General features: G+C 39.1%; 18 protein-coding genes. 2 read left to right on the top strand and 16 right to left on the bottom strand.

All coding sequences use genetic code 11. The annotated features are described in order from the left end of the window. Nucleotides 1–52: 52 nt before the first annotated feature. Together CBM24_RS23980 and CBM24_RS23975 are read right to left on the bottom strand one after the other, a co-directional pair. A complete protein-coding gene (locus CBM24_RS23980) occupies nucleotides 53–1,042 on the bottom strand; it encodes a hypothetical protein (RefSeq protein WP_088162998.1) in 990 nt (329 codons plus the stop codon). Next, complete coding sequence (locus CBM24_RS23975; protein ID WP_198385991.1) at nucleotides 1,039–1,794, bottom strand: glycosyltransferase family 2 protein; 756 nt, start codon at nucleotides 1,792–1,794, stop codon at nucleotides 1,039–1,041. Before CBM24_RS23975 ends, CBM24_RS23980 begins: the two co-directional genes overlap by 4 nt. A 356-nt stretch (nucleotides 1,795–2,150) precedes the next feature. On the opposite strand from CBM24_RS23975, the gene CBM24_RS23970 reads away from it, so the two are divergent. After that, nucleotides 2,151–2,816: a glycosyltransferase family 32 protein gene (locus CBM24_RS23970; RefSeq protein WP_088162996.1), complete on the top strand. Its 666-nt coding sequence runs from the start codon at nucleotides 2,151–2,153 to the stop codon at nucleotides 2,814–2,816. 31 nt (nucleotides 2,817–2,847) lie between these two features. Beyond that, nucleotides 2,848–3,807: a glycosyl transferase family 90 gene (locus tag CBM24_RS23965; RefSeq protein WP_088162995.1), complete on the top strand. Its 960-nt coding sequence runs from the start codon at nucleotides 2,848–2,850 to the stop codon at nucleotides 3,805–3,807. Here the strand turns inward: CBM24_RS23965 and CBM24_RS23960 are convergent. From CBM24_RS23960 to CBM24_RS23895, 14 genes are all read right to left on the bottom strand, one after another. Beyond that, nucleotides 3,802–4,911: a glycosyltransferase family 4 protein gene (locus tag CBM24_RS23960; RefSeq protein WP_088162994.1), complete on the bottom strand. Its 1,110-nt coding sequence runs from the start codon at nucleotides 4,909–4,911 to the stop codon at nucleotides 3,802–3,804. The genes CBM24_RS23965 and CBM24_RS23960 overlap by 6 nt on opposite strands. Next, nucleotides 4,908–5,933 (bottom strand): glycosyltransferase family 9 protein, encoded by a 1,026-nt coding sequence (locus CBM24_RS23955; RefSeq protein ID WP_088162993.1) that lies wholly within the window; start codon nucleotides 5,931–5,933, stop codon nucleotides 4,908–4,910. Before CBM24_RS23955 ends, CBM24_RS23960 begins: the two co-directional genes overlap by 4 nt. Before the next feature lie 3 nt (nucleotides 5,934–5,936). Then, nucleotides 5,937–6,542: a DUF4254 domain-containing protein gene (locus tag CBM24_RS23950; protein WP_075994236.1), complete on the bottom strand. Its 606-nt coding sequence runs from the start codon at nucleotides 6,540–6,542 to the stop codon at nucleotides 5,937–5,939. A gap of 208 nt (nucleotides 6,543–6,750) precedes the next feature. Beyond that, nucleotides 6,751–8,229: an NADH-quinone oxidoreductase subunit N gene (locus tag CBM24_RS23945; protein WP_088162992.1), complete on the bottom strand. Its 1,479-nt coding sequence runs from the start codon at nucleotides 8,227–8,229 to the stop codon at nucleotides 6,751–6,753. 5 nt (nucleotides 8,230–8,234) lie between these two features. Continuing rightward, on the bottom strand, nucleotides 8,235–9,836 hold the full coding sequence (locus CBM24_RS23940; protein ID WP_088162991.1) for a NuoM family protein: 1,602 nt from the start codon (nucleotides 9,834–9,836) through the stop codon (nucleotides 8,235–8,237). Between the two features lie 3 nt (nucleotides 9,837–9,839). After that, the gene (locus CBM24_RS23935) at nucleotides 9,840–11,894 is read right to left on the bottom strand and encodes an NADH-quinone oxidoreductase subunit L (RefSeq protein ID WP_088162990.1); all 2,055 of its coding nucleotides are present in this window, start codon (nucleotides 11,892–11,894) and stop codon (nucleotides 9,840–9,842) included. A 3-nt stretch (nucleotides 11,895–11,897) separates the two neighbouring features. Next, on the bottom strand, nucleotides 11,898–12,206 hold the full coding sequence (gene nuoK / locus CBM24_RS23930) for an NADH-quinone oxidoreductase subunit NuoK (RefSeq protein WP_088162989.1): 309 nt from the start codon (nucleotides 12,204–12,206) through the stop codon (nucleotides 11,898–11,900). Further along, nucleotides 12,203–12,745, bottom strand: coding sequence for an NADH-quinone oxidoreductase subunit J (locus CBM24_RS23925; RefSeq protein ID WP_088162988.1), 543 nt, complete (start codon nucleotides 12,743–12,745; stop codon nucleotides 12,203–12,205). Before CBM24_RS23925 ends, nuoK begins: the two co-directional genes overlap by 4 nt. Before the next feature lie 3 nt (nucleotides 12,746–12,748). Further along, complete coding sequence (locus CBM24_RS23920; RefSeq protein WP_046672765.1) at nucleotides 12,749–13,312, bottom strand: NuoI/complex I 23 kDa subunit family protein; 564 nt, start codon at nucleotides 13,310–13,312, stop codon at nucleotides 12,749–12,751. 3 nt (nucleotides 13,313–13,315) lie between these two features. Next, nucleotides 13,316–14,389, bottom strand: a complete 1,074-nt coding sequence (gene nuoH, locus CBM24_RS23915; RefSeq protein WP_088162987.1) for an NADH-quinone oxidoreductase subunit NuoH — start codon at nucleotides 14,387–14,389, stop codon at nucleotides 13,316–13,318. 250 nt (nucleotides 14,390–14,639) lie between these two features. Continuing rightward, a complete protein-coding gene (locus CBM24_RS23910) occupies nucleotides 14,640–15,926 on the bottom strand; it encodes a citrate synthase (protein ID WP_075994228.1) in 1,287 nt (428 codons plus the stop codon). A gap of 191 nt (nucleotides 15,927–16,117) precedes the next feature. Then, entirely contained in the window at nucleotides 16,118–16,363 is a 246-nt protein-coding gene (locus CBM24_RS23905) for a hypothetical protein (RefSeq protein WP_088162986.1), read from the bottom strand. Nucleotides 16,364–16,444: 81 nt separating this feature from the next. Next, nucleotides 16,445–17,452: an SPFH domain-containing protein gene (locus CBM24_RS23900; protein WP_088162985.1), complete on the bottom strand. Its 1,008-nt coding sequence runs from the start codon at nucleotides 17,450–17,452 to the stop codon at nucleotides 16,445–16,447. Nucleotides 17,453–17,457: 5 nt separating this feature from the next. Then, a complete protein-coding gene (locus tag CBM24_RS23895; RefSeq protein WP_088162984.1) occupies nucleotides 17,458–18,828 on the bottom strand; it encodes a hypothetical protein in 1,371 nt (456 codons plus the stop codon). Nucleotides 18,829–18,922 lie beyond the last annotated feature (94 nt).

Here is an 18,922-nt window from a genome sequence, read left to right as displayed (position 1 = left end):
TCGGATTCAATTTAAAATCAAATTTAGTTATATCAAATTATTTTGATAGCATTTAAATATAAATTTCTTCTGTTTTAAATATTTTAGTAATCCAAGAATCTAAAGAATAATTTCTATAAACATAATTTCGCAGAGGACTGTAGGGAGTATCAAAAAAGCAAAGATCAATATTCGAGAGCTCACGGTTCAAAATAAGAATATTACTAGTATTGTAAAAATCATATCTCTTGATGGTATTATTATCTGTAATAATCTTCTTCTCTAAGGCCATCGCCTCAAAAATTCGAAAACTTAAACCTTCTTGCCCTTCACGCATTAAATCTATTATTGCTTTTGACTTTTTATATTCGTTTAATACCGCTTCATTGTCGATAGTTTTTTTTCGGTATTCAATCAGGGATGCGCCTTTTGGTCTTAATATAAAGTTCCGTAGTTTCTCTTTCCAGATCTGTTTTCCGACCACTATAATCTTACTTCTTACTTGGAGGGTAGAAAGACGAGCCGCGAGTTTACGCAAAAGCTTGATACGCCGTTTGTCATAGGAAGTGATATAGAATAAGTCGTTTTCAATTTCTTCGACCTGAACGGGTTGTTCTGAAAGATAATTGTAGTTTGTTATCTTTTCAAAACCATATTTTTTTACATCCTTATCTTCAAAAGAATAGATCTTATCAAACAACTCCAACTTTTCTTCCACTGGAAAACGCTCGAGGTTATCATACAGATAGGAAATTAAATATGGTGTATAAGATTTGATCTGTTTGATAGTCTTGTAATCTAAAGTATGTGGGTTAAGTACCAATATCTGATCTTGAGGACCTAGTTTTTCCAAGGTATTTAATACGTACTCTTGTCGTTTTATATGTTTGATATTTTTATTCAGAAAAATTTTGCTGACTGCATTGGAAGCCCTTTCACTAAAATTTTTGTATTTATAGGTACCCATATTGATATGTGATGCATCAATACCCTTCTCTTGTAATTTCTTTACAATGTGGTGGTCGTAATTCCAGTAATCAAAGCTTATAATGCAAATCTTCATTTTTTTTCTTCTCTTTTCAATGACTTAAAAGTTTCATGCACACTGAGACTCTGTAAGTAGCAAAGTTGGTATCCTCGTCTCCCATCTAATATTCCTAGTTTCAAAAAGTATGCCTTAAAAAATTTAAAGGACACTTTCGCCAGGTGACTTAAGAGCGAGTACCGCTTATGTTTGGCGTATAACTCTTTACCTTTAAGCTGACCATAATGGACCATTTTTTCTTTGTAACTCGCGTAGTCTGCAAAGGAATAGTGCCATATCTTGTTTTTTAAGCTACCAATTGTACCATTAACCAGTAATGTCTCATGCACTTTCTTTTTCGTGTCGTATGTTGCTTTACTTTTTTTGAACAAACGGAAGTTCTTATCGTTTTGCGTTCCCGAAAAATTAATGCGTTCACCACAAAAGAAAAATAATCGATACATGTAATAAGCGTCTTTCGCTTGAGGATCGTTTATTGTTGATACTATCTCCGTTTGGCATGCTGAAGTCAAACGCTCGTCGGCATCCAAAAAAAGTATCCAATCGTTATTCGCATATGCCAGGGCCAAATTGCGCTGCTTGGTGAAATCCTCAAATTTGTTCTGATAAATTTTCACTTTGGGGTGCAGACCGGCTAACTCAACCGTGCGATCAGTACTGAATGAATCCAAAACAATGATCTCATCTGCAAACTCCATGCTTTTGAGGACTTCCGCTATATTCTCCTCTTCATTGTATGTAATGATTAAAGCGCTTATTTTTTGACTCAAGGTATACGATATAATTGAAAAATTGGACCATACTTTATTGTAACGTGAAAGTTCGCTAATTCGTTACAATCAAATTGAAAAAATGACATTTAATGTTTTCACAATGTAGATCACCACAGTGGACTTTATTGCATTGTGACAAATATATTACATATTTTTTGTAATAAAATATAAAAAAAATGAAATGTTTGTGAAGTACAAGTTTATTCTCAGTTAGCGAATATTTGATTAACTAAATATAAGAAAATACGTGTTTGTAAGGGATATATCGTTATTTTTGCATGTTTTATAGTTTTGAATTTATTTTTACATCACTATACACGCTGTTTATTACCATAATTTAATTTTTAATCCAAGTGGCGATTCCAAAAGTTATTTATCAGACTTTTAAAACCAATAAGATACCCTTGTTGACGAAGTTTTATATTTGGCGATTTCTAAAACGAAATAAGGGCTATAGTAGAAGGTTTTTTGATGATGCGCAAATCGATACGCTCATCAGGGAAAATTTTGACCAACGTACATATAAGGCCTTTGCCCGTTTACAGATCGGAGCTGCCAAAGCGGATTTTTTTAGATATGCGGTTTTATATGTGTATGGCGGTATCTATTTAGATTTAGATAGCGATATTATTGGCGTTTTGGATGAAGTGATTAAACCTGAGGATACGGCGGTTATTACGCATGAGAAGAATAGAAGTCTTTATGCACAATGGGCATTGATCTACGATAAAGGACACCCATTCCTGAAAAAGACAATTGAATTGATCGTCCGTAATATCGAGGAAAATAGATATCCACATGATGTCCATCAGATGACGGGACCAACGGTATATACCGAAGCTATAAATCAGGTTTTAGAAGAGGATTCTCAGGTTGCCTACCGACGGATAACCGACGATTATCAGGGACTTTTGAAATTCAAGTATAAACTAAGTAAAATTCTGATTTACGGCGATCGCTCGTTACATTGGAAGAAAATGCAGCTTCGTGTACCTGTGGTCAAACCTAAGGACGATTAGATAGCGACAGCTCTTATTTCTTATATATGCTATGAAGTTGAATTTCAAGAAGATCTTTTTAAAAAATAAGAATGTTAAATTCTTTTATTATTTAAGTGTATTCGGACGACAGCTGAGACCAAAGTTTCTGCTACGGAAAAAGGCCTCGGTGTTGCTGAACAGAGATTTGACCCAGCAGCCTGAATGGGTTCGGTTTCGGATAAACTATTATAATAAACTAGCTCCGCAGCAGTCTTTATCAAACGAATCGATTCCGATCAAAGATTATAAGATGCCCAAGAAGATTCGTGTTTATTATTTTGACAGTAAACAGTTTCTTGATTATTTTAATCAGCAACTGAAATTTCAGATCCTTCCAGGTGATATTATTGCTATTCCGGATAAACCTGCCTTAGTGAAAAGTAGGCCAATCGCAGGTGACAATGCCAACTCGGTATTGTTGAACCTGGATAAGAGCCGACACTTTAACTTTATTACCGACCATATTGCTTTTCGGAAGAAGAAAAATAGACTTGTTGGGAGGAGTGAGTTTGCACAGGCACATCGGGAACTATTTTTTCAACAATACCATAGTCATCCCTTATGTGATTTAAAAAAAGCGCTCAGGTCATCAGATCCGGATTATCTTTCTATCACAGGTCATTTGTCTTATAAATTTATTCTTGCCCTGGAAGGAAATGACGTAGCTACCAACTTAAAATGGATCATGTCGTCAAATTCCATCGCTGTCATGCCGATGCCAACCTATGAAACCTGGTTTATGGAAGGAACTTTGTTACCAGACTATCACTTCATCTGCATTAAAAGTGATTATTCGGATTTGGAAGAAAAGCTACAGTTTTATATAGATCATCCTGAGGCGGGCGAAGAAATCGTTAGACAGGCCAACGCTTATGTGAAATTATTTATAGATCAGGCACAAGAAGAGTTTGTTTCTCTCCATGTATTGAAGAAGTATTTTGTTTCAACGGGTCAGTCGGTCGATTTATAAGCTGGCATAAATAGAAGCCATCTGTTTGGCAACACGGTCATCATTAAACTTCTGCGCAAATTCCAATCCTTTCTCGGTCATTTCATGGCGCTTGGATGAATCGACAAGCAGCGTCGCTATAGCATGCTTTATCTCTGAAATATTTGTAGGGTCAATATAGCAAGATGCCGGTCCCCCCGCTTCTGGGAAGACGCCCATATTGCTGGTGATAACAGGTGTACCAGAGTAGAGTGCTTCTATAATGGGAATGCCAAAGCCTTCATAAATTGAGGGATAAATGAAAATCGTTGCAGATGCATAGAGAATGGCCAATTCTTCCATCGCTAGCCCTTGGAAAAAGAAGATCCTATTCTCCATGTTGTTTTGTCGGATATAATCCATGACCTCTCGGTGATAGCGAGTTGGTTTTCCTACAATTACAAGGGGAATATCGATGTCTTTAATCGCTTTCACTGTTGGTAAGATATTCTTTCTCGGTTCAATCGTTCCAACATTTAATAGAAAATCCTGTGGTAATTTTAACTTCTCTCGAAGATTTGCTTTCTGCTCTTCAGTTTTGATAGTTTTAAATGCTTCATGGCAACCTTGGTAAACAACATCGATTTTTTCTTCGGGTATATGAAAAAGGTCGACAATATCGTTTTTAGTACATTCGCTTATGGCAACGATACGATCAGATGCCTTGCAGGCATGCTTGAATTTCTTCTTATAAATCCAACGATCAATTGGATGATAAAGTTCAGGGTGTCTCAAAAAAATTAAATCATGAATGGTAACGATAGATTTAATATGTGCCTTTGCTAAACCTAATGGAATTTCACCAGACAGTCCATGGTAAATATCAACTTTATCCTTTTTCAAATCCCGAACAATACGTTGATTACGCCAGATATTAGGCCAAGTAGTGTTGATAAAACCCTGTGGCAACCGGATATTTTTTTGAGATGCTGGTGGATTGATATATTGATCACCGGTTTTTGGTGTATATTTTAGATACTCATTTTCGGGAGCATACTTTTCGAGCATACGAATTAAGTCCCGACTATAATTTCCCAGACCGGTTTTGTTTAGGAAATAGCGTTTTGCATCGAATCCTATTTTCATCCTATTGCTCTTATTTTTTCGATCACCATTTCCGGTGTAATTAAATCAATTGCTTCTATCCCATCACAATCACAGGGCTTGTTGCCATAGACTGAACTTGGTCTATTGGGGTGCTCAACTTGGATGCAGTCTGTTAGCTGCTGCCCATAACCTGTGAATCCAGCATAAGGATGCGTTGCTCCCCACAAAGAAAGACACCTTACGCCCATTAACGATGCCATATGAAGTCCGGAAGAGTCCATACTGATCATAAGATCCAGATTGGATATCAAATCCAGTTCCTCCCGCAGCGAAAATTTGCCTATGGTATTATAGGTGTTGGGAAATCGCTCGGTCCAGTTTTGGGCAATTTGGAACTCTTGTTCGCCACCGCCGAACAACAAAACATCATAGCCATTGTGCGTGAGTTCGTCTATCACATTTTCCATTTTGTTTTGAGGGAAAACCTTATAGCGATGTTGTGCAAATGGGGCAATGCCAATTTTCTTTCGATTGAAATTTGCAAACATATTAAATGCAGCTTTGGGTACATCCTGCAAATTAGGCGCCAATTTGTTACTGAGCTCAAATTTGAAGCCTAATGCACGAAATACGTCTGCATAGCGCTCCACCGTTAGCTTTAAAGGAACCTTAATTTTGTTATTTTCTCGGCTTAAAGCTTTTTTTTCTTCCCGCCCTTTGTCAAGCTGCTTTACTTTTACGCCCGATAAGGAAAATAATAGATCAATTACACGCGAACGCAAATTGAAATGTAAGTCGGCAATAGCATCTGCGCCGTACTGTGCTAGCTCTTTCTTTAGCCTGACCAAACCAAATAAACCTTTATGAATTGTTTTGGGCTCAATGGCGTGAAACCGTATGTTTTTTATTCCATCAAAAAATGGGGCAAAGAATTGCCTACTGACCATAATAATTTCTATATCAGGGTACTGAATGCAGAATTCTTTCAATACGGAGGCAACCATGGCAACATCGCCCATAGCTGAAAATCGGGTTACTATGATCCGTTGCGGTAAGGACATGTTTTATTTTCCTGATGAATATAAGACAGGGTTCAATGAAGGATCGTTATACATTTTCATCTGCTTATAAACCTTCATGTATTTATCGCCAGATGCGATTGCGGTCATCAATTCATCAATACTTTGGGACAAATCTTTCCTTTGTTCCAATAAAACGTTCAGTTTTTCTTGGCAGGAAATGATATGTGCTTCGGAAGCATCTGTGCGCAATGTTTCCTGCTCCATGTGGTAGATTTTTAACGCCAGAATGGAAAGCCTATCAATAGCCCATGCCGGACTTTCAGTATTGATTGTTGCTGTAGGACTCGCCTGTATATCTTGAAATTTTTGTAGAAAATAACTATCAATATACTCTACGGTATCTGTGCGGTACTGATTGGATTCATCAATACGTCTTTTCCAGTATAAGCCTTCTTGGGGTTCAATCGAGGGATTACGTACCACATCTTCCATATGCCATTGCACGGTGTCAATCCAGCATTTTAAATAGAGGAGATGTTCCAGAGATTGTTTGTCATACGGATTTTGGATTGGATGATCAATCTGATCGTAGACGTGGTAATCCTGGATAGCACGCTGAAAAATTGGATTTGCTATTGCACTAATCATGGTACAAACTTAGATAAATTGCTTTTTATATGCAATTTAATTGCGCTTTACATAAAAAACAATTTATCGGTCTCTCCTCAACCCTAGATAATACTTTTATTGAGGAAATATAAAATATATTATGGAGTTATTCTTACTATTCAACGCAGACATTAAGGGAATGAATTGGACGATAGAATTATTTAAAATGAAAGAAGTTTCCTGTTTTCTAGAATGCCGAAAGTAATAAATCGGGAAAGATACCTAAGATCAATACGGCTACGGTACATAAGATTCCAATACACAAGAGTACCATATTGAACTTCACTGCTGGAGATCCCGTATTTTCTCTTAAAAATGCATTCAGTGGTATTTTGAAATAATAAAATAGGGAAATGACAGATGTCAATGCACCAACTAGGAGCAATGCCAATAAACCAAAGGATTGGAAGTTTTGGTATTGTTCGAACACTTTGGAAAAGACCAAAAGTTTTCCAACAAAACCTGCAGTAGGGGGTAGCCCCACCAAAGCGATTAAAACAATTGAAAAGGAGGTGAACAGCAGTGGGTACTGCTTTCCTAAGCCGCGATACGATTCAATTGAAGTATTTCCTAAACTAGCTTCCAGAGCATCAATAAAGATGAATACCGCAATATTCATCAAAGCGTATATGGAAAGGTAAAATAAGAGCACATTTGACTCATTATTTTGATAAACCAATACAGCCATGAGAAGTATCCCCGTATGCCCTATAGAAGAATAGGCCATCATCCTTTTGGCATCCTGTTGGCGCAAAGCGGCTAAATTACCAATTAGCATCGTTGCAATGGCGATCGCAATAATCACATAAGTCAAGAAATCACTAAAATAAAAGGACACGTTAAGCCAGGCTGAAAGTATCTTGGATAATAGCACAACAACAGCAATTTTTGGTACTGTAGCGAGATAGGTTGTAATCACTGTTGGGGCGCCTTGGTAAACATCCGGACTCCAGACATGAAAAGGGAAAAAACTCAGTTTGAAACCAATACCTGTCAGTAAAAATAGTAAAGCAATGCTGATCATGATCTGGGGTGCTTCCATCAAGCCGGCAATGTGACTTGGGGCGTCAAAATTCAGGTTTCCCGTGAAACCGTATAATAAAGACAAACCATAGAGCATAACCGCAGCACAGATGGATCCGAACAGTACATATTTTAAAGCAGCTTCCGATTGAACTTTTGTTGAAGAGAAATAGCCAACCATAATATAGGAGCTGATCGAAACTGTCTCCACTGCAATAAAGATCATCAACCAGTTACTCGACATAGTCAGCAGGTTCAAGCCAAGGGTTGCGGTCAGTAGTACGGCGTATAGGTCACCTAAAGGGCGGTCTTGATGGCGTTGTTGAATGAATATACAAATGAGAATTGTTGACAACAGGATAATCAGTCGTGCCGAAGTAGCGAAAGCATCAACCTGGATCATATCAAAAAAGCCTGTTGCATCTACCTTACTAAGTCCTTGGCCCACAAGATAACAGCCACTGAGCAATAGCCCAATGAGGGTGATGACAAAAGAGGTATGCTTCCAGTGTTTGTCAATAAAAAGACTAGCTAGAATAGTACCAATAAAAGTGACGATCAATGTCAGTTCAGGCTTAAAATAAGGAATGCTTACGATAATCTGATCGATGAAAGAACTGATATATGGACTGAATGCGAGCATGCGAATTAAATAAATTGTTGGATAAAACTCACGAGATTCAGAACACTAGCGTTTAGGTTGTTAAATACTAATGCCGGCATAACTCCAAGTAATAAGGCGAGCGCTAGGGTAGGAAATAAGATGATCTGCTCGCGTGAATTTAGGTCTGTAAGTGCATTACTCCAAGATTCACCACCTTTTAAGCGAATTTGTCCAAAGAACATACGTTGCAGTGTCCAAAGTAGATAGGCTGCACTTAATAGGATACCTATGGATCCCGCAAGTGCCATCCAGCGCGGTAACCCGGTTCCTATACTCGCTGCATTGAAGGAACCGATAATGACAAAGGCTTCGCCAATAAAGGCTGAAAAGCCGGGCAGGCCCAGGGATGCAAAAAATGCGACAGCGACGTAACCTGTGTATTTAGGCATAATTTGAGCTAGGCCACGGAAACTATAGATATTTCTGTCATGTACTCGGTCATAGACCACGCCAACAAGGAAAAAGAGTGCCGCTGATAAGAATCCATGGGAAATCATCTGAAACATGGCGCCAGAAATACCTTCGGCAGTCAGTGATGCAATACCAAGCAGCACAAAACCCATATGAGAGACCGATGAATAAGCAATCATTCGTTTCAGGTCTTTTTGTGATAAGGCATTCAAGGCACCATAAATAATGGATACAACGCCGATTAATCCAAGCCACCAATTGGATAAGGCTGCCATATCGGGAAAGATGCTATAACAGATACGGATGATACCGTAACCACCAATTTTCAGGAGGATACCGGCAAGAATAATAGATACGGGTGTCGGCGCTTCAACGTGCGCATCCGGTAGCCAAGTATGTAGGGGAACAATGGGTACTTTAATGGCAAAGGCAAAGAAAAGCACAATGAAACCGATCAGTCGAGCCGAAACACCCAAAATTTCCTGGTAACCCTCCCAGCCGAAAATAGAACCCTCAAGATAATTCTGTGGATTCATCATATAGATCATGTTGAAAGTATGTGCTCCAGTCAAAGGGTTGATTACTGAAAAATACAATCCTACGATAATCAACAACATAAATACAGACCCGAATAGGGTATATAGAAAGAATTTTATGGCTGCGTATTCGCGTCTTGCACCACCCCAGATACCGATCAAGAAGTAGAGTGGCAGTAACATGACTTCATAAAACAAATAAAATAGGAAGAAATCCAATGCGCAGAAAATCCCCATAACGGCCATATTAAGTACCATGAGCAAGGCAAAGTATCCCTTCGGACTTTTCTGGATATTCCAAGAGGCGCCTATAGCCATCAGCATAACAAAAGCACTCAGCAATAACAAGGGCATGGAGATCCCATCAATACCAATAAGATAATCGATCTCTAATTTACCTATTGATCCTAAATCTAATCGGATCCAGGAAAGTTGCTCAACAAATTGATAGCCCGCCAGATCTTGGACTCCTGTTTTGCTTGCATCAAATTGTGCATAACATATTCCGGCCAGGACAAATTGTATTGCTGTGAATGCTAAAGCAATATATTTGTAACTCGATTTATATCGTGTTGGTAGGGCGAGAATGAGCGCCGTAGCCAATAGCGGTAAAAATATCAATAAGGATAAAATAGGCATTTCCTAAAAGAATATAAGATAAATTAAACCAAGTAAAACTATTAAAAAGACGGAATACAATGTTGTCTGTAGCTTTCCATTTTGGACCAGGCGGACTTGATTACCAGTCCAATAAGCCACAGAAGCAACCGTATTAACAAAACCATCTACAATATATTTGTCTATCCAAACACTTAGCTGAGAAAGGGATAAGACGATAAACTGAATCAAAGAAACGAAAGCGTCAACGATATGACGGTCAAACCAATAGCAGAATTGTGCTAATTTTAATGTGCCATTAACAAAGACTGCTTGGTAAAACTCATTGATATACCCTTGGTTGAAAGCGGCTTTTAATGCCTGGCTATCGGGGTTCAACGGGTATTTATTCTGTACATACCATTTCCAGCCAATGATCCAGCCAATAGCAGAACCAAGAAGCAGTATTGCAGGGATAATAAGGTGCGCACTATGGCTTGGTGCAAAAGTATATTCATCCAATAATAGGCCGTCCATCAACCAGGAATCGTGATACGAAAACGGATTGAAAGAAAACAATGGAAATAAGCAGAACAGTCCCAAAACAAACATGGGGATCAACATGGTCTTTGGCGCTTCATGCAGCGGATGATCATGTAGTTTGCCCTGAAGTTGTTTCAACAGTCTGAACTCCCCAAAAAAGGCTTTGAATAGCAAACGACCGATGTAGAAAGCCGTTAAAATACTCACCAGAATCAAACTTATGGGGATGATAAGGTATAAGTTACCTTTTGAAATAGCCCATTCAAAGGAAGAGATAACGATACTATCTTTGGATAGATAACCTGAAGTCAAAGGGAATCCTGCAAGTGCTAGCGAAGCTATGCTCATCAGCACGAAGGTCTTTGGCATATATTGACGTAGCCCGCCCATATTCCGTAAATCCTGTGGGTCAAAGCCCAGGTCGCTATGTTCTTTAAGATGGGCCATTTCATGAATGACAGCTCCGGCAGAAAGAAACAACAGACACTTAAAGAAGGCATGGGTCGTTAGGTGAAATAGTGCAGCATCCCATGTTCCAATGCCAATGCCAACCATCATAAAACCTAACTGCGATATGGTCGAAAAGGCAAGAATACGTTTGATGTCGTATTGGCCAAGCGCGAAGTATGCGGCCAAAGCAGCGGTTATTGTACCAATGATGGCAATAAATAATAAGGCAGATTCATTAAATAATGGAAATACAGTAGCCAGCAGGAATACACCAGCAGCAACCATTGTCGCGGCGTGAATCAGCGAGGATACGGATGTAGGGCCTTCCATGGCATCAGGAAGCCATACATGTAATGGAAATTGTGCGGATTTAGCCATAGCTGCCAAGAAGAAGGCTAATCCAGCAATGGTAAGCCAAATCTGAGGTAAGCTATTGACTGGAGATATCCATAATCCTTGGGCGATTGTGGATTGATAAATTAAGCCATTGTCCCCAAATAGATCGATTAAATTGAGGGTTTTGAACTGTGTAAATAGGATCGCAAGACCAATTAGAAAACCGAGGTCGCCGATGCGATTGACCAAAAATGCCTTTTTATTGGCTTGTACAGCTGTCTCACGTGTGAACCAGAAGCCGATGAGGAGATACGATGCAAAACCGACCAATTCCCAAAAAACATACATCAACAGGAGGCTATCCATAATGACCAATCCCAACATCGCAAAACAGAATAAGCTGAGATACATCCAATAGCGGTGAATACCTGTATCGCCATGCATATAGGCTCTGGAGTATATATGTACGGGTAAGGCAACAGTCGGTACCAAAAAAAGCATCAAAGTGCTCAAATTGTTCAGCAGGATACCAACTTTAAATGACGTTTCACCGATGGTGAACCAATTTACCTGAATTGATACCGCCGGATTATTCCATATGGAGAACCAGGTTAAGCCGCCAGCGATAAAGCTGAGGATGATGGCCGTGAGAGAAACAAGGCCGGACTGGTCGCGTTTACCTACTAGTGCTTGATATATGAATGCCGCTAATGGTGCTACCAAAGTAAGCAGCGCGGTCAGAAGGGGCGATATGTGAACAAATTGATCCAATGCTTACTTGTCTTTTAATTGGTTTATCTCATCCGGATTAATGGTTTTGTAATGTCTATAAACATTTAATACGATAGCCAATCCAACAGCGACTGCGGCCGCAGCAAGAACGATAGCAAATAATGCAAAAATTTGCCCACCATAACTCAATTTATCATATTTTCCAAAAGCAACAAAGTTCAGGATAGCGGCATTGATCATCAACTCAATACCGACCAAAATCATAATTGCATTTTTCTTGGAAAGAATGGTATAAAGACCAATGCAAAAGATGCAGGCACTGACAACTAAAAAATGCGTCAGCGTAATCATATTGTACGCTCCTTTCTGGATAAATGTGAGGCTCCTATCAAGGCCATCATCAAAAACACGGATATGATTTCAAATGGCAATACATAAAAAGTCATAAAACGTAATCCGATCTGATGAATATTATTGTCTGTTGCGACAATCTCGGTGTTATTTTCCCTAGCTTGTAAAATCCACGTAGAAGGGGCTTGTTGCCATTCAATAATGCCGTATAGCATGAGTAATAGGAAGCCAAGCACTACTGGAATAGTCTGCCATTTGGGTATGCTTAAGAATGAACCGCTACTATCTTGAAGATCTTTTAAAAGCTCTTTATTGGAAAGCATAAAGGCAAATAACATCAATATGAGCACGCCGCCAACATAAACCATAATTTGTGTAATGGCCACAAAATCGGCTAAAGCAAATAGGTAAAGTCCTGCCATTGCAAATAGCACAATAAAAAACAGGAATAAAGCACGTGCAATATTTTTAAGATTGACGAGCAAAAGTGCTGAACCGATTGCTAGGGTAGCAAAGGCATAGAATAAAATACTTTCCATCTTTTATTTTTGCTTTGCTGCCTCCTTTTCAGCTTGAAACTTGGTCCATTCTGCTTTACGTTGTGCGACCTCGCTATCGGTCATATCTGAGAAACCATAGATAAGATCAGTCAGTTTTTGTGAGCTGCGGTCATATTCGTTGGTCATGGTAATACATTCTGTCGGACATACGACAGTACATAGCCCGCAATACATACATTTGGCCATGTCAATGTTGAATTTGGCCGGGTATAGTCTTTTAACGCTACCATCGGAAGTTTTTCCAATCGCTTCCGGTGATTTGATGGCTTCGATTTCGATGCAGTCGACAGGACAAGCCTTTGCGCATAAATCACATACAATGCAGTCCTCGATATCGACTTGCAGCTGATAGCGGGCAACCTCGGGGATAGGCATTTTTTCACGCGGATATTGAACAGTAACAATACCTTCCTGCTGATCAAAGTAGTTATCCTTTTTGATATTTAATTCCGTTCGCGAACGTCGGGCACCAAACAAGTGTTTAACAGTCAAAGATAAACCCTTGATTGCCGTACGAAATGCATGCGAAGCCGTTTTAAATATCATATCCTATGCTATAACTAAAATTCGCCAAATTGCAGAAATGGCCATACAAAGAAAAGCCAGCGGCGTCAATACTTTCCAACATAAACTCATCAGTTGATCTGCACGCAACCGTGGTAATGTCCATCGAATCCACATTTGGATACCAACAATAAATAATGATTTGGCTAAGGTCCAAAATATTCCCCACACTAAGCCTGTGGTCCAATCGGCCAAACGTATTGCACCTATGTTTGGTAACGGTGTATTCCAAGCTCCTAAGAAGAGAACAACCCCCAACATCGATACCAAAAACATCATGGCATACTCCGCCAAAAAGATAAAGGCAAATTGTATCCCGCCATATTCTGTATGGAAGCCACCGACCAATTCAGATTCGGCTTCCGGGATATCAAAGGGAGCACGATTACACTCGGCAAGGGTTGCGATAAAGAATATGATGTAGGTGATAATCAAATGTGGAGCCTGAAAAATATTCCAGGCGAAGAGCCCCCCAATCTCATTGACTTCCCAAAGACCCAAGAGTTTAATGCTTCCATTGGTTAGGATGCCCTGTCCAATAGCGATTTCATTCAAATTTAGGGTTTGGGTTAGCATAACGACCGTAATTAGGGAGAGGCCTACCGGAATTTCATAAGACACCATCTGTGCTATGGCACGCATGGATCCTAATAAAGAATATTTGTTGTTAGATCCCCAGCCAGCCATTAAAATGCCCAAAGCATCAATGGAGATGATGGCCATTATGAAGAACAGACCCGTATGCGTATCCGCTGGAATAAAATCTTTGGCCCAGGGAATAACGGCAAAACCTGTAAATACAGCCACGAAAATAACGATAGGGGCAACTCTAAAGAGAATCTTATCGGCTGATGAGGGGGTAATTAATTCTTTTTGTAATAATTTGAGAATGTCGGCGATCGTTTGGAGACTGCCGTACTTCCCTGTTTCCATTGGTCCTAGGCGATCTTGTACAAATCCCGCGATCTTTCGCTCGGCATATACTGCAAACAAGGTGAAAGCTGCTATAAAGGTGAAAATAGCAATGGGAACCAAGATATGTAGTATTGTTTCTAACAAGTCTTATTTATAATGATTTTTAATAAGAGACCAATGAATACGCAAACTTAACGAAAAACAGGGAATTTAGATAAGGAAAAATTAAAATATACTTAACAAGTAGATTATCGTGACAATAGCGTAACGACAAGTAATCATATCTTGTTCGAGTAGGTGGTTTCGGACAGCTGTAATGCCATCCATGTTAGCTCGGATGAAAATAAAAAAGCACCCCGAGGGATGCTTTTTTAGGATATAAATCGAAATCGGATTAACGATTTGAAAATTCAACGTAGTCGCGTTCTGTGTGGCCAACGTATACTTGTCTAGGACGACCGATAGGCTCTTTGTTTTCGCGCATTTCTTTCCATTGTGCAATCCATCCCGGTAGACGGCCTAAAGCAAATAATACCGTAAACATATCTGCTTTGAAACCTAATGCACGGTAGATGATACCTGAATAGAAGTCAACATTTGGATAAAGTTTTCTGTCGATGAAATATTGGTCATTCAATGCTGCTTCTTCAAGCTTTTTAGCGATATCCAATACCGGATCTTGAACGCCTAATTTCTCCAAGATATCATCACATGCTTTTTTGATGATCTTAGCACGAGGGTCGAAGTTTTTATAAACGCGGTGACCGAATCCCATTAGACGGAAAGGGTCGTTTTTGTCTTTTGCTTTAGCAAGATATTTTTCAGCATCACCACCATCATTTTTAATGGCCTCCAACATCTCGATTACGGCTTGGTTTGCACCACCATGTAATGGTCCCCACAATGCATTGATACCCGATGCAACAGATGCATAAAGGTTTGCATTGGATGAACCAACGATGCGAACAGTAGATGTTGAACAGTTTTGCTCATGATCAGCATGTAAAATCAACAATTTGTGCATGGCGTCAATGACAACAGGATCGAATGTTTTTTCATCATTCACTTCTCCAAACAGCATGTTTAGGAAGTTGTCAATGTAACCAAGGTTATTTTTTGGATAAACAACAGGATGACCTAATGATTTCTTTTGAATCCAAGAAACGATTGTTGGCATTTTTGCCAAAAGATTGATGATCGTTTGATCTTCTTCTTCGTCTGTTAAGTTTGGATTTAAAGATTCTGGATAAAATGCCGACAATGCGCCTACTAAACACGAAAGTTGGCCCATTGGGTGAGATTTGGATGGGAATCCAGCGAAGAAGTTTTTCATATCTTCGTGAATCATCATTTGCTTTTTGATGTCAGCTCTGAATTTTTCCAATACCTCTTTTTTTGGAAGCTCTCCATAAATCAACAAATAAGCAACTTCCAAGAAAGTCGATTTCTCTGCCAATTGTTCAATTGGATATCCTCTATATCTCAATATGCCTTTTTCACCATCAAGGAAAGTAATCGCACTTTTCGTTGCACCTGTATTTTTGTATCCTGGGTCTAACGTAATAAATCCGCTTAGATCTCTTAATTTGGAAATATCAACTGCTTTTTCATTTTCAGTACCGACAATGACCGGAAGGTCATACGAAGTGCCGTCTAAATTTATAGATGCTTTATCTGACATGTTTATATATTATCTTATATCTGATTTGTTATGCTAATCTCACAAATTTAACTATTTGATATTTAAAATTGAAAGTTCTTTTGGAATTAAAATGACATGATTGCGTCATTTTGGATAATATTCACTAATTATTTACTTAAATAAGCAAATAATTTATTCAAATTTAACATTATCTTATTTTGCAAAAAATATCAATCTATTTTTCTTTGCGCAACCTTTCCTTTGTCTTCGTAGTTGCCCTGTTTACCCGATCCAAAAAAGGGGAGTATGACAAAACATACCAGAATAATAGAGGTTAGTGTCAGAATTCCCGTAGTCCACAATATTTTGCTGAAGTTCTCTGCATCCAATAGCTTAATGCCCCAAAGCCCCAGTAGGAAATAGGTGGCAACGAAAAGTATCACCAAGGTGAGTAATATACCGAATATGTATTTCATAGCTGAATTAATTTATGTGTTATGAATTGATTCACCTCGGTATAATTGAGCTGAATCGTGATATGAATATCCCCGCATGCATTATATTTTATTGAGGATCTGTTTTTTGAGCGTATCGAATTCTTCTTGGGTAATGATGTTTTCACGGAGCAGCAGCTGCAGCTTTTGAAGTTTCTCGACAAAGTCGCCCTCTTGCTGAATATGATCTTTGATCTCCTCTTTTTGGAGGTCAAACTGTTTTCCGAGTTCCATACCGACGCCCAGCTGTGCCCCTACACCCGCGATTCCCCCTTCATTTTTAGCGGCATCACGGAGCGCACGTAGTTTTTCTAATTCAACATAGCTCAGACCTGCCTGTTGCGCCGCTTGATTTTGTGTGGTCAAATCTGCGATTTCTCCGATTCTTCGTTGAGTATTGGCGTCAAATTGAGTTCCTAAGATTTTGAAATCCGTAACATCGAGCCCAAGATCCTTAAAGTCTTGTTCAACTGCAGTTTTGATATCGCTGGATAGCAGCCCCAGTTGGCTGTCAATCTCATTATAACCTAGTTTCTTTTGTGCAATCTGCGCAATAATTTGTTGTGGGATCCGATTATTGATGATGTCTTGAATGACAGCTGTGTTGACCGTATTTTGATTAGCTACAATGTTTTTATAGAAATGCACTGGTTCCTTGATCAGGTAAGAGAATGTACCATTCAAGCCGATTTCTATTGGTAAATTGTAATGGGGGTCGATATATTTAATAGGTGTTCCGGTTCCCCAGGATTGATTGACGATAGCGGCCGTACGAAAAAAGTAGATGTAAAGCTTATGTTCGGATTCAAAATTCTGCCGTAAACGCGCTAAAGTGGTAAAGAATGGATGGTTGTCCGTTTTGAGGTTGTATGTTCCCGGTTCGGTCAGCAGGTTTTCACCTTTTCCTTCATAGACAAGGATGCAGCCCTGCCCTGGAGCGAGGATCAGCTTGCTGGAATTTTTGATCTCGTTCCTTTCGGATGGGAATTTATACCACAATAATTGAGGGTCTTGGTTTTTCCACTCGATGACTTCAGAAAGCTGGTTGTTAAAAAGATTAAATAGTCCCATAGTGTTTAATTTAGTGTGTCGAATTTGGGGTTATACCCTTCAAACTTGTTGATTTGTTTGCCGTTATTATCAAAATAATAATAGTCGCTGGCTCCCTTTATGATAAAACCATCTTTGAGTAGGCTCCCATTTCCATACATGGATTTAAGATCTGTGGTCACTGTTTTTTGTATAGCGCCAGTTGTTACATCCAATAGTTGGATCTGGAAAGGATCGTCTTCGGCAGGCGTTGGTTTATACGCAATGAGTAGCGTTTTGTCATTCTGCGCAATGATTACAGGCTGAAAGTAAAGTCTTCCTGGCGTAAAGTCCTTGAAGCTGATCAGACGGGCGCCTTTAAATTGCCATGGATTAATCAACACCTTTTTATAAGGATCGCGGTCGGTAAAGATACCCGACCCGCCGTAGTCTTTATCCCAGGAAAATCGCGGGCTATCTTTGGGGAATCCATATTGATATTGATAACTGTACTGGATTAACTGGATTTTTTCTTCTGGATAATAACTGGATTTACTTGAAAAGGTAAATTCCGTTTTTGTTGTTGGGTTGGGAAGCTTTTTCCTTCTTTCGTCGTACAGCTGTTTGTCGGGAATAGATTTGTTAACCAAGGGATAATAAGCTAGGTTTTGGCCTTCATTGTTGACAATTTGATAGGCTGAGCCATAGTCTTCGTATTTAAATTCAACTTTGGCGATTCCTGTGCTTAAAGATGGCGCATCTTTTACATAGTTCTCTAGGACACTTTTATACGTGAGTGTATTTCTGTCCAGCTGATAAATGTATTTGGATTTGACGATGATATATAGGTTCTGGTCTTCAAATACCTGAAGTTTGACGTCGCTGCTTGATAGTTCGACGGGAGTTTCCATCAGAGCTTTTACCCATTCTTTTTTACCCGTTTTGGGATCGAAGAGCCCAATATAAACCTTATTGTCCTTGTTTTCGTCCATTCGTTTTCTGAAGGTTCCGACATTACCGACGACAACAACATGTGGTGTATTATCTTTATCCAAAAATAGCGTGTTGCTTGCGTAGTTCCATTCGAGAGGTTCTGCCTCTTCTTTTTTCTCTGCTGTATTGGAAGTGCTGTAAGTTGAATAATCGGGCGTTGGCTTTTTGGAAAAAATAGCACTCAGGGCTCCAATGATAAACATAAGCGCAATAAAGCCCACAACGGCAAATAATACAATCCGTATAGCTTTATATTGATCTTGGTTGTTGCGTGGGTAGTTATAGTTGTGGTTGATATTGATGTCATCACTATCCAGAAAAAATTCAGTTCCACAGCTATCACATTTGTAATAATCGGGGCGTAAAGTGGTGATTTTTATACTGCCACAATGCGGACATTTGATCGCTTTGATATTTTTAGCCATTGATCTTTCTTGTATTTGTTTTTAAACCATCTCCTTTTGTAGTGAACGGTGTGACTGATTGCTATCAATTTTACACAGTGGAAATTTCTGTTTT

The sequence above is a fragment of the Sphingobacterium sp. G1-14 genome (genome assembly GCF_002196555.1).
In the GTDB taxonomy this organism is placed as follows: domain Bacteria; phylum Bacteroidota; class Bacteroidia; order Sphingobacteriales; family Sphingobacteriaceae; genus Sphingobacterium; species Sphingobacterium siyangense.
This window is presented reverse-complemented; position numbering and strand designations above follow the sequence as displayed.